Below are 12,360 nucleotides of genomic sequence, written 5' to 3' on the forward strand. Positions count from 1 at the left end.
AATCTGCGATCTAAGCAGTCTATTCAACCCTTACATGCGGCCTGTCCTGCTCTTGCTACCATTCTATGGGCGTCTAGGTGTCTATTATGATAAAATAGAGCTAATGATTTCGATTTGGACGAGAGGGGGTGTGCGCGATGAACGAGGTGAGTTCCGCATCTTTCGTGCACTTGCATGTGCACAGCGAATACAGTTTGCTAGACGGAGCAGCGCGCATTCGCGATCTAGTCTCACGGGCGGCAGAGCTCGGAATGAAGGCACTTGCGTTAACGGATCACGGCGTCATGTACGGAGCGATACCGTTCTATCGCGCATGCCGTGCGCAAGGCATTAAGCCGATTATCGGCTGCGAGCTTTATTATACGGCAGGGCATCGGCAGGATAAGGGAACGCGTAAGGAAAATCCGAACTACCACTTGATTGTGCTGGCGAAGAACGAGACCGGCTATCGCAATCTGATGAAACTAAGCTCGATTGCCCACCTGGAAGGTTTTCACTATAAGCCGAGAGTCGATATGGAGTCGCTTCGCGAACATGCGGAAGGGCTTGTATGCCTAAGCTCATGCTTGCATGGCGAAGTCTCGCAGCATCTGCTGTATGACCGTCCCGAGGAAGCGAAGGCAGCAGCGCTGCGCTATCGCGATATATTCGGCGATGACTTCTATCTGGAGCTCCAGGACCACGGCATGCTTGAACAGAAGAAAGTAGCGGCCGCTATGATCGCTTTGTCGAAGGAGACCGGCATCAAGCTTGTAGCTACGAATGATGTACATTATTTGCGTCCGGAGGACGCTGAAGTGCAGGATGTGTTGCTCTGTATCGGCACAGGCAAGACGACCCAAGATACGGACCGGATGCGGATGCTGACGAATCAGCTCTACATGAAGAGCCCTGAGGAGATGGAGATGCTGTACCGCCATGTTCCGGAGGCGGTTGCCCACACGCTTGAAATCGCAGACAAATGCTCGCTCGAGCTGACGCTGGGCCGGGCGCCGCTGCCTGTATTTCGGCCGGTGCCGGCAGGGATGAGCTCGTCTGCTTACTTGGCTGCGTTATGCAGCGACGGGCTGCAAGCCCGCTATGCGGGATTGCCGGAATGGGCCAGTGATGCGGAATACCGCTCCAAGATAGAGAATCGCCTTGCTTATGAGCTGTCCGTCATCGAGAATATGGGCTTCAGCGATTACTTTCTAATCGTGTGGGATTTCATCCGATTCTCGCATGAACGAGGCATTCGGACAGGGCCTGGCCGGGGATCTTCGGCAGGCAGTCTTGTCGCCTATACGCTTCGTATTACGGATGTCGATCCTATCAAATACAAGCTGTTGTTCGAACGTTTCCTTAATCCCGAACGGATCACCATGCCGGATATTGATATCGACTTTAACGATGAGCGGCGTGACGAGGTTATTGCCTACGTGGCCGCTAAATATGGCGAAGAGCATGTCGCTCAGATCATTACATTCGGTACGATGGCAGCGAAGGCTGCGGTGCGCGACGTCGGCAGAGCGATGAGCGTTCCGCTTCATGAGGTAGACCGAGCTGCCAAGCTCATTCCGCAGCAGCTTGGCATTACGCTGGAGGAGGCGCTTCGGACGAGCACGGAGCTGCAAGAAGCTTGCGCGCGGCAGCCGAAGACGGATGCAATGCTCAAGATGGCGATGAAAGTAGAGGGCATGCCGCGTCACGCCTCAACCCATGCTGCTGGCGTTGTCATCTCACGCGAGCCATTGACGCATTATGCGCCGCTTCAGGAAGGCAGCGAGCAGATTCCTCTAACGCAATATTCCATGGAGCATCTGGAAGCGATCGGACTGCTGAAGATGGACTTCCTAGGACTTCGGACGCTGTCGATTCTGGAGCGTACGTTGTCCTGGATTAAGCAGCAGCACGGGAAGGAAATTGACTTCCGTAATGTGAACGACAATGATGAACTGACGTATGCAATGCTTGGTAGAGGTGATACAACGGGGATATTCCAGCTCGAGTCGACGGGCGTTAGACGCGTGCTGCGCGAGATGAAGCCTTCGGAATTCGAGGACATCGTATCGGTGCTGGCACTTTACCGTCCCGGTCCGATGGAGTTTATTCCGAAATATATTCAAGGCAAGCACGGACTTGTGCAGGTTCAATATCCGCATCCGTCTTTGGAGCCGATCTTAGCTGATACGTACGGCATCATTGTGTATCAAGAGCAGATTATGCAGATTGCCTCGCTAATGGCGGGTTTCTCGCTCGGCGAAGCCGATCTGCTTCGCCGAGCGGTATCGAAGAAGAAACGCGAGGTGCTGGACGAGGAGCGGGCGCATTTCGTGAAGGGAAGCTTGTCGCAGGGCTATTCGGAAGCGGAGGCGAACCTCGTATACGATATGATCGTTCGTTTCGCAGATTACGGCTTCCCGCGCGCGCATGCTGCCGCTTATGGCGTATTGGCCTTCCAAACGGCATGGCTGAAGGCGCATTATCCGGTTCCGTTCATGGCGTCCATGCTTGCTTCGGTTACCGGAAACCAGTGGAAAACAGCGGAATATGTGGACGAATGCCGGCGTATGGGCATTGAGGTGCTGCCGCCGGACGTGAACGAGAGCGGTGTTTCCTTCACGCCGGCCCTCCAGTCCGTTCGTTTCGGCTTGGCTTCGATTAAGAACGTAGGCACGCAAGCGATTGAAGCTTTATCGAAGGTGCGCGAGGAACGGCCATTCGACAGCTTGCTCGATTTATGTCGGCGAGTTGACCTGCGCGTTGTGAATAAACGCGTGCTGGAGTCGCTCATTCAGTCAGGGGCGTGCGATTCGCTGCCCGGTCATCGGTCGCAGCAGCTTAGCGCGCTCGAGGAGACGGTGGAAGCCGCGCAGAAATGGCGCAAAGAGCGGGAAGAGCTCCAAATCGACATGTTCAGCTTCGGCTTCGACGAGGTGCAGAACTGGGATGTGGAGATGCCGGACGTCCCGCCATATACGACGAGTCAGCAGCTCGATCTCGAGCGTGATCTGCTTGGCCTATACTTGTCGGGCCATCCGCTTGACGCGATGGATTCGCAGCTGGAGCCGCTCGGATTGGAGCGGCTTGTCGATCTGAGCGAGGCGAAGGACGGAGCGGCCGCCATTATTAGCGCAATGATCGTGTCGTTGAAGCCGTTCACGAATAAGAAAGGCAATGCGATGGGCTTCCTTGAGGTGGAGGACCGCATCATGCGGGTTGAGGCCGTCGTCTTCCCTGCCGTATGGAAGCGGTGCGAGAGCAAGCTTGAGAAGGGCGGACTCGTTATTATGCAAGCGACCGTGCAGCAGCAGGATGATGACTTCAAGCTGATCGTGGAAGATGTCGTTCCTCTGGGCCGCCCCGAGCTTAATCTTGCTTACGAGGTTCGGAAGCTGCAGGGACAGGCGGCAAGACGCGCGGCTCGGCCGTATGGGACCGCTCAGACGACAACGAGATCGAGTGCCGCGCCTAGCGTGAACAATAATGCGACCAACGAGAACACCGCTCAGGGTCCTGCTGTCGAACAGCATAAGGCTCAGCCTGCTGGAACTGCCGCAGTGAGCGCTAGCATTCCTGTTAAGCCTGCTCAAGAGCGCAAGAAGCAGCGGGTCTATATTAAAGTAACTGAGGCTAATGATCAGACCGGCACGCTGGATAAACTAAAGGCGGTGCTGACTGCGCACCATGGCACGCTCGATACGGTGCTGTTCTACGAACGCGACCAGAAGTCGCGCGCGCTCAGCGAGGCGTACAGCGTTAAGCCATCGCCGAAGCTTTTCAGCGAAATCGAAGCGCTGCTCGGCGAAGGTGCGATCGTAGTAAGGTAACAGGGTCGGAAATGTAAGTTTTGTCCGAGAAATAACGACAGAAATTTTCGCTATTCCGTTGGATAGAGGTCGTATGTCGGAAATAGCGCAAGCTTATTGCGCTATTTTTTTATTTTCATGGCAACGAATCAGCACTTGTCATTTTATTGCTAAACTTTCCCGTCGCGGTATGCACGTAACGGCTTGTACCCGCATATGTTTAGAGATACAAGCGGATATGGCCTGCTATCTAGAACCGATTAGGAGCGGCTGGGCTGCTCGGATCAGCGAGGTTACGTACAAGCATACAAGCATCAGCGGGAGGGATAGCCGTATGACCGGAATAGAGAAATGGCTTCTGAAGCGTGGCGTGGCGGTTGCCGATATAACAGAAATAGTCTATATGCTGCAGCTTCCGTACAATTCCGATTTGACGATGGAAGATTGTGAAGAGAGCGTCAGAGCGGTTCTTGCAAAACGAGAAGTGCAATATGTGCTGTTCACGGGCATTGCGCTTGATGAGCTGGCGGAGAAGAAACTTCTGCCAGAGCCGCTCCAGGCAATTATGGAAACGGATGAGTCATTATTCGGCGTAGATGAGACACTGGCGCTGGGCATTACGAATGTATACGGCATGATTGGGTTGACGAGCTTCGGATATTTAGATAAAGTAAAACCCGGCATTATTCGTCAGTTGAACGTAAAAGGCGAGAAAATTCATGTGTTTCTGGACGATCTGGTTGCGGGATTAGCCGCCGCTGCATCTGCCAGAATCGCCCATCAGGACCCGAAGGCGCTTCGATATGATTTGCCGGAATCGCCATGACTATGGTATCATTGTGACATCATATGGCCTGTTACCGGGAATTAGCTAAGCTTACGAAGTGAACTTTGCGGGCTGCAAAGTTTTCAGGAGGTACCATGATGTGGACGGTCATCTATATCGCACAAACAGCAAAAATCGCAGATAACATCAAGAAGCGGCTGACAGAGGAAGGTTTCCTTGTGAAAATTCGCTCTGTAAATCTGTCCAAACAGCAATACGAGATATTGGTTCCGTCCGGCGAATTGGAAGAAGTGCAGGAAGTGCTTAATTCCATTATGCGTCTGTAACGGATTGCTCTATACTATTGCGCCTTGAGAGGTGTCACACGTGCAAATTAAAGATCTATTTACGAAGAAGAAGTATGCAACTGTTCCTTCGGAACGGCCTTCAAAACGCGATATACCTGAAGGATTAATGAATAAGTGTTCGAAATGCGGCAATATTCAGTATAGTAAGGAACTTGAGAAGAACTTGAAGGTGTGTTCCTCATGCGGGCATCACAACATGCTCACTGCTTGGGAACGAGTTGCCATGACACTTGATGACGGGCAGCTAACCGAGTATGACGCCAATATGGAATCGGTTGACCCGCTTGGTTTCCCAGGTTATGCAAGCAAGCTGGAGCAGCAGAAGAGCAAGACGAATCTGCGCGACGGCGTCATTACCGGTGAAGGCACGATTGGCGGGTTTCCCGTCATAATCTGTGTGATGAGCTTTGATTTCTTCACGGGAAGCATGGGCTCAGTCGTCGGGGAAAAAATTACGCGAGCGATCGAAGCGGCTCATGCCAAGCAATTGCCGCTTCTTATATTCTCGACCTCAAGCGGCGCGCGAATGCAAGAGAGTATCCTTAGTCTTATGCAAATGGCGAAAACAAGCGCGGCCTTGTCCCGATTCCAGGGCGCAGGCGGCTTGTACATTTCGATATTCACCGATCCTACAATGGGCGGCGTATCTGCGAGCTTCGCAAGCTTGGGCGATTATATATTGGCCGAGCCTGGTGCGCGAGTTGGCTTTGCCGGCCGCGTCGTCATCGAACAAACGATACGCCAGAAGCTTCCAGACAACTTCCAAACGGCAGAGTTCAATCTGCAGCACGGACAGCTCGACAAGGTTGTGCATCGCAAGGATATGAAGTCAACGTTAACGAAGCTGCTCGATATGCACTGTGTAAGGGAGGGAGCATCCCATGGCGGGTGAGTTGCCTTTTGAGAAACCGATCTATGATTTGCGTCAGAAAGTAACTGAACTGAAGGCGCTTAGCGAAGAAAAGGGAATTGACTTCACCGATGAAATTCTCATTTTGGAAGAAAAGTGCAGACGGATGGAGCAGGAGCTGTATAGTGAGCTGACTCCAGCTCAACGTATGCATATGGCGCGTCATCATCAGCGTCCGACCTCGCTTGATTTCATTCATGCGGTGTTCACCGATTTCATGGAGCTGCACGGCGATCGTCTGTTCGCGGACGATCTTGCGATTGTCGGCGGTCTTGCGAAGCTGAACGGCATTCCGGTTACGGTTATCGGTCATCAGCGCGGCAAGGATACTCGCGATAACATCGCTCGTTTCTTCGGCAGTCCGCATCCTGAGGGCTTCCGCAAAGCGTTGCGTTTCATGGAGCAGGCTAATAAGTTCAAGCGTCCGATCATTACGTTCATCGATACGAAGGGCGCTTATCCGGGCAATACAGCAGAGGAACGCGGACAATCCGAAGCGATTGCACGCAATCTCCGCGAGATGGCAAGCTTCGGCGTTCCGATCATTTGTATCGTTATTGGCGAAGGCGGAAGCGGCGGGGCGCTGGCATTAGGCGTAGGCAATCGGGTCCTCATGTTGGAAAATGCGATCTATTCCGCTATTTCCCCGAACGGAGCGGCATCGATCCTTTGGAAGGATGCTTCCAGAGCGGATGAAGCAGCGGCTGCTATGAGAATTACAGCCAATGATTTGCTGGAGCTCGGCATCATCGAAGATATTATTGCCGAACCCCAGGGCGGCGCTCACCGCGACTTAGCCTTCCAAGCTGAGCAAATAAAGGATAAGCTATGGACGCATCTTCAACAGCTTCTTGCGCTTACTCCAGACGAGCTTGTCCTAGACCGTTACAATAAATTTAGAAAAGTCGGCCAGTTCCGCGTAAGCGAGCAGCCAGCCGGCGATGAGCCGAGTTTTGGCGGTGGACAAGAGCCTTCTGCGGAAGCGGCGGCGAGTGAATCGGATGATTCCGAGCAGCTCGCGATGCAGGAAGCGCCAACCGTACAATAAGAGGCTGTAAAGACATGATTTTTCACTGTACAAGCAGTAGTGAATCATRTCATTATAAATGAGGAAATAACAATGTATAAGCCAAGCTTATACGTTGTTCATTTTTGCCCATTTCTAAGCATTTATGAGGATTGCTCTTAAGATACTTAGAAACCATTAAGAAACAAACGGCTTGCTTCGCCAAATAAGTTGCTGGAGCGGCCGCATTTGCATGATATCGAATACTAGGCGTTAATCGGAGGAAAATGAACATGCGTAAAACTAAAATTGTTTGTACTATCGGACCGTCCAGCGAATCGTTGGAAAACACAAAGAAATTGATTAAAGCCGGCATGAATGTCGCTCGTCTTAACTTCTCGCACGGCGACTTCGAAGAGCATGGCAACCGTATTAAAAACATTCGTCTTGCCAACGCTGAGCTTGGAACATCCGTAGCCGTTCTGCTCGACACGAAAGGTCCGGAAATTCGTCTGGGCAAGCTGAAGGAAGAGCCGATCGAGCTCATTCAAGGCGACGCAATTACGCTGACGACAGAAGAAATCCTCGGCGACCGTACTCGTATTCCGATTACGTACAGCAATCTGCCGAACGATGTAACGGTTGGTTCCACGGTCCTGATCGACGACGGTCTGATTGGTCTAACGGTTGAATCGGTTGAAGGCACTGAGATTCATTGCCGTATCGTGAACAATGGCCCAATCAAGAGCAAGAAGGGCGTTAACGTTCCAGGCGTGAAAATTTCGTTGCCAGGTATTACGGAGAAGGATGCGAACGATATTATTTTCGGTATCGAACAAGGCATCGACTTCGTAGCGGCTTCCTTCGTGCGCAAAGCAAGCGACGTTCTTGAAATTCGCGAGCTGCTTGAGCGTCATAACGCAGGCCACATCCAAATCATCTCGAAGATCGAGAACCAAGAGGGCGTAGACAACCTCGACGAAATTCTTGAAGTATCCGACGGTCTTATGGTTGCTCGCGGAGACCTCGGCGTTGAGATTCCAGCCGAAGAAGTACCGCTCGTTCAGAAAAATATGATCAAAAAATGTAACCGCGTAGGCAAGCCTGTTATCACGGCTACGCAAATGCTTGATTCGATGCAACGCAATCCGCGTCCAACTCGCGCTGAAGCGAGCGACGTAGCGAACGCAATCTTCGACGGCACGGACGCGATCATGTTGTCCGGCGAGACGGCTGCCGGCAAATACCCGGTTGAATCGGTTCAAACGATGGCTCGTATTGCAGAGCGCGCTGAAGCGGCTCTTGAATACCGTGAGATCTTCACAAAACAAGCGAACGCTCAACAAACTACCGTTACGGAAGCTGTTAGCCAAGCTGTAGCGAACTCCGCTCTTGACCTTAGCGCGAAAGCGATCATCACTTCGACACAAAGCGGCTTTACGGCTCGCATGGTCTCGAAGTACCGTCCAAAATCGCCAATCGTTGCGGTAACGACGGACGAGCGCGTTATGCGTCGTCTTGCGCTTATCTGGGGTGTATTGCCGGTTAAAGGCGAAGACGCAGATACGACGGACGCAATGTTCGAAAATGCCGTAAAAGGCGGTATGAGCACAGGCCTTCTTAGCCTAGGCGACACCGTTATTATTACAGCAGGCGTTCCAGTTGGCCGCGCAGGCACTACGAACCTGATCAAGATTCACCATATTGGTGAGCTGCTTGCTCAAGGACAAGGCATCGGCAGCCAAACGGCTACCGGCAAAATCGTAATCGCGCGCACTGCTCAAGAAGCGATTGAGAAGACGACGAAAGGCTCCATTCTTGTTGCTGTAGCGACAGACAAAGAATATATGCCTGCAATCGAGCTTGCAGCCGCTGTTATTACGGAACAAGGCGGCATTACGAGCCATACGGCAGTTGTTGGTCTTAATGTAGGGATCCCGGTTATTCTAGGCGTTGCTGAAGCGACGGAGTTGCTCAAAGACGGCATGGAAGTAACGGTATACGCTGAGACTGGCGTTATCTACTCCGGTCAATCGAAAGTTCTTTAATGATAAAAGCTGCTTCTCGYGAAGCGGCATATAACGATACGGAAGCGACGGTGAATCTACCGTCGCTTTTTTCTCAATTTAGACGGAATGGAGCAGTAGCTATGAGTGCAGTAACTGGATGGTATATGCATCCGCTGAGGGTTCGTTACCAAGAAACGGATCAGATGGGAGTTGTTTTTCACGGCAATTATGTAACCTGGTTCGAAATTGGACGTACGGAATGGATAAGGAATGCCGGATACGATTATAAGTCGATCGAGGCGCGAGGCTTGCTGCTGCCCGTAATCGATCTGCAATGCCATTATGTACTGCCGGCCCGTTATGACGACATGGTAGTTGTGTGTACGAGAATTGCGGAATGTACGCCGCTGCGTGTTTCCTTCGAATCGCAGGTTCGAAGAGTAGACAAGGAGCATTTCGCTTCAGGCTTGCTGCCTGAAGGCGAAGATCTGCCTGGCGAGCTGCTCGTCCAGGGTGGTACTAAACATGTATGGGTCAATCCGGAATGGCAGCCTGCGCGGCTTAATAAAGTGATGCCTGAGCTGTACGAGCTTATTTGTGCGGGCATTAGCTCCGGCGTATAGGCGCAAAATGTGAACGAATAGGGAGGAATGAATGATGAATAAATGGCTGCTGGCGGCATTCATTGTCATACCGATCATCGAGCTATGGGGAATTTTGCAGGTAGGCGATCTTATTGGCGGTTGGACGACGTTTTTTGTGCTCATTCTGATGGGGCTCGTCGGTTCGTATATGGCCCGGGCAGAAGGGCGCAAAGTATGGGCGGAAGCGCAGCGGCAGATGCAAGCAGGACAAATCCCGGGACAGACGATGCTGGACGGACTATGCGTATTAATCGGAGGCTTGCTGCTGCTCATGCCTGGTTTTTTCTCCGACATCGTAGGGATCACGCTGCTCTTCCCGATAACTCGTCCCTTCTACAGAGCGTATATGCTCGGTTGGATTGAGAAAAGAATGCGGAACGGCAACTTCAAGATTGGCCGATTCTGACTTTCGTATGATTTACGTTAGCTTTACAATTGATTAACATGGAAATAATAGTCGTCGATTACAATAGAAGTAGTGCTAGGAGCACGTTAATGAATTACGGCTATGTTGGATTTTTGCAGGATAGAGTGCCGTTATTCGGCTGGGCTAGCTGCTATATTGGATTTTTGCATCAACTTCGGTCTTGAATGGTCTTAATGGGGCGTTTCGGAAGATAGTTAGTGCAAATATCCAACATAGGTGCTGGAAGGCCTCTAAACGGGCAAAAGTTAATGCAATTATCCATTATAGACGAGCTGTAGAGACGCTAGAGCACCATGATAAGTTTACGCTTACGATGTGAGTTTGCTACGCAAAATCTTTAGGAGGATCACCTTGACCAAACATTTATCGCAATATGTCAACCGGGATTTAAGCTGGATTGAGTTCAATCGGCGCGTGCTGCAGGAAGCGCAGGACGGAAGAAACCCGCTGCTGGAGCGAGCGAAGTTTCTAGCCATCGTAACGAGTAATTTGGATGAATTCATGAGCGTTCGCGTAGCCGGTATTCAGGATCAGATGCGGGCAGGACTGACGAAGACCGATTTCACCGGCTACACGCCAGGCGGCTTGTGGAAGCGTCTTATTAAACGGGCGACGCAAATGGTGCATGAGCAATATCGTACATATCGCGAAGTATTTCGCGGACTAAGCAAGGAAGGTATTTTTATTCGCTCGTTCGACGAATTGAACGCGACTCAAGCGAAAGTGATTACGGAATATTTTCATCAAATCGTATTTCCGGTGTTGACGCCGATGGCGGTTGACCAGAGCCGGCCATTCCCGCTCGTTCGTACGAAGGAGCTGTATTTGGCTGTGCTGCTGCAAAGAGAGGGCGGATCGGCCGATGAGGAGCCGTTATTTGCCATCGTGCAGGTTCCGTCTATCTTATCGCGCCTTGTGCCTGTTCCAGGCAGAACGAATAGCAAGAAGTCGGAGTTCGTCTTGCTGGAGGATCTGATTGAGCAATTCATCAATACGTTATTCAACGGCTACGAGCCGTTCTCGGTCCATCCGTTCCGTCTTACCCGCAACGCCGACTTAACGCTGGATGAAGAGGGCGCAGAGGACTTGCTCGAAGAGATCGAGAAGGAGCTTCGCCGTCGCCGCTGGGGGATTCCGGTCCGTCTAGAGATCGGCAAAGGGATGCATCCTTATGCGCTTGAGACGCTGCGAGAGGAACTTGAAATCGAGGATAACTTGTTCGAAATCGATGGACCGCTCGATCTGAGCTTCCTTATGAAGTTCGCGAACTCGCTTCCTGGATACGACAGTCTTAGATATGAGAAGATGGAGCCGGTCTATCCGCGTGAGTTCGATGAAACCGACGATATGTTCGAGGTTATTCGGCAGCGGGATGTCCTGATGTACCACCCGTATGAATCATTCGAAGCAGTCAACGACTTCGTCATGCAGGCAGCTTATGATCCAGATGTAATGGCGATCAAGATGACGTTGTACCGCGTCAGCGGCCAGTCTGCGCTCGTGCAAGCGTTAGCGAAGGCAGCAGAGTCAGGCAAGCAAGTCACAGTCGTTGTCGAGCTTAAGGCGCGATTCGACGAGGAGCGGAATATTGCTTGGGCGCGTCAGCTAGAGAAGGCCGGCTGCCATGTCGTCTACGGCCTTGTCGGATTAAAGACGCATGCGAAAATATTGCTCGTCGTCAGACGCGAGCAGAAGACGCTGCGCCGCTATGTCCATGTCGGAACGGGCAACTATAATGACAGCACGGCAATGTTGTACACCGATATTGGTCTATTCACTTCGCATCCGGTTATTGGCGGTGACGCTTCTGCATTGTTCAACGAGGTGACAGGGTATTCGTCCCCTTACGATTGGAAAGCGTTCGGTGTTGCTCCATCTGACCTGAAGGAGAAGTTGTATCGCCTTATCGACCGAGAGCGCGACAATGCGCTGGCAGGCAAACCGGCTCGTATTATTGCGAAGATGAATTCACTGTCGAATCAAGAAATGATCGACAAGCTGTATGAGGCGTCCCAGGCTGGGGTGAAGATCGAGTTGATCGTGCGCGGCGTATGCTGCTTGCGGCCTGGCGTTGCGGGGCGAAGCGAGAATATTCGCGTAATCAGCATCGTTGACCGCTTCCTGGAGCATGCGCGGATTATGTATTTCAACAACGGCGGCGAAGAAGAAATTTATTTGTCCAGTGCCGATTGGATGACGCGCAACCTGACGCGGAGAATCGAGCTGATGTGTCCGGTATTCGATGAATCGTTGCGACAAATATTAATCAATATGCTCAAGCTGAATTTGAATGACAATGTAAAAGCTAGAGAGCTGAAGCCGACTGGTTTATACGAGTCGATCGAGGAAGAGGGAAGAGAGCCGTTCCGAAGCCAGTTCGAAGCGAGGTTTATAAATTCGTGGAAAGGCCGCGCATAGCGCGGCCTCCGTTTTGACGGCGTT

The 12,360-nt window shown here is 51.8% G+C and carries 9 protein-coding genes; all 9 read left to right on the top strand.

The features are described 5' to 3' along the window. Positions 1–137 precede the first annotated feature (137 nt). The 9 genes from AB4Z33_RS13965 to ppk1 all read left to right on the top strand — a co-directional run bounded on the left by AB4Z33_RS13965 (position 138) and on the right by ppk1 (position 12,336). Complete coding sequence (locus AB4Z33_RS13965) at positions 138–3,809, top strand: DNA polymerase III subunit alpha (protein WP_442050487.1); 3,672 nt, start codon at positions 138–140, stop codon at positions 3,807–3,809. A 313-nt stretch (positions 3,810–4,122) separates the two neighbouring features. Then, positions 4,123–4,614, top strand: coding sequence for a phosphatidylglycerophosphatase A family protein (locus AB4Z33_RS13970; protein WP_442050488.1), 492 nt, complete (start codon positions 4,123–4,125; stop codon positions 4,612–4,614). Between the two features lie 98 nt (positions 4,615–4,712). Beyond that, complete coding sequence (locus AB4Z33_RS13975; RefSeq protein ID WP_307200428.1) at positions 4,713–4,901, top strand: glutamate decarboxylase; 189 nt, start codon at positions 4,713–4,715, stop codon at positions 4,899–4,901. 40 nt (positions 4,902–4,941) lie between these two features. After that, the gene (accD, locus tag AB4Z33_RS13980) at positions 4,942–5,814 is read left to right on the top strand and encodes an acetyl-CoA carboxylase, carboxyltransferase subunit beta (protein WP_442050489.1); all 873 of its coding nucleotides are present in this window, start codon (positions 4,942–4,944) and stop codon (positions 5,812–5,814) included. Continuing rightward, positions 5,804–6,880 (top strand): acetyl-CoA carboxylase carboxyltransferase subunit alpha, encoded by a 1,077-nt coding sequence (locus tag AB4Z33_RS13985; RefSeq protein WP_442050490.1) that lies wholly within the window; start codon positions 5,804–5,806, stop codon positions 6,878–6,880. Before accD ends, AB4Z33_RS13985 begins: the two co-directional genes overlap by 11 nt. A 251-nt stretch (positions 6,881–7,131) precedes the next feature. After that, positions 7,132–8,886, top strand: a complete 1,755-nt coding sequence (gene pyk / locus AB4Z33_RS13990) for a pyruvate kinase (protein ID WP_442050491.1) — start codon at positions 7,132–7,134, stop codon at positions 8,884–8,886. Positions 8,887–8,987: 101 nt separating this feature from the next. Beyond that, positions 8,988–9,470, top strand: a complete 483-nt coding sequence (locus AB4Z33_RS13995) for an acyl-CoA thioesterase (RefSeq protein ID WP_442050492.1) — start codon at positions 8,988–8,990, stop codon at positions 9,468–9,470. Between the two features lie 31 nt (positions 9,471–9,501). Continuing rightward, entirely contained in the window at positions 9,502–9,897 is a 396-nt protein-coding gene (locus AB4Z33_RS14000) for an FxsA family protein (protein WP_442050493.1), read from the top strand. Between the two features lie 372 nt (positions 9,898–10,269). Continuing rightward, entirely contained in the window at positions 10,270–12,336 is a 2,067-nt protein-coding gene (ppk1, locus tag AB4Z33_RS14005) for a polyphosphate kinase 1 (protein WP_442050494.1), read from the top strand. Positions 12,337–12,360 lie beyond the last annotated feature (24 nt).

Origin of the sequence: Paenibacillus sp. 2TAB19 (assembly GCF_052115185.1) — a bacterium.
Lineage (GTDB): Bacteria > Bacillota > Bacilli > Paenibacillales > Paenibacillaceae > Pristimantibacillus.

Bases quoted from the DNA above. Each gene is read 5' to 3' on its own strand.
- AB4Z33_RS13965 (WP_442050487.1), top strand. From the start codon at position 138: ATGAACGAGGTGAGTTCCGCATCTTTCGTGCACTTGCATGTGCACAGC.
- AB4Z33_RS13970 (WP_442050488.1), top strand. From the start codon at position 4,123: ATGACCGGAATAGAGAAATGGCTTCTGAAGCGTGGCGTGGCGGTTGCC.
- AB4Z33_RS13975 (WP_307200428.1), top strand. From the start codon at position 4,713: ATGTGGACGGTCATCTATATCGCACAAACAGCAAAAATCGCAGATAAC.
- AB4Z33_RS13985 (WP_442050490.1), top strand. From the start codon at position 5,804: ATGGCGGGTGAGTTGCCTTTTGAGAAACCGATCTATGATTTGCGTCAG.
- pyk (WP_442050491.1), top strand. From the start codon at position 7,132: ATGCGTAAAACTAAAATTGTTTGTACTATCGGACCGTCCAGCGAATCG.
- AB4Z33_RS13995 (WP_442050492.1), top strand. From the start codon at position 8,988: ATGAGTGCAGTAACTGGATGGTATATGCATCCGCTGAGGGTTCGTTAC.
- AB4Z33_RS14000 (WP_442050493.1), top strand. From the start codon at position 9,502: ATGATGAATAAATGGCTGCTGGCGGCATTCATTGTCATACCGATCATC.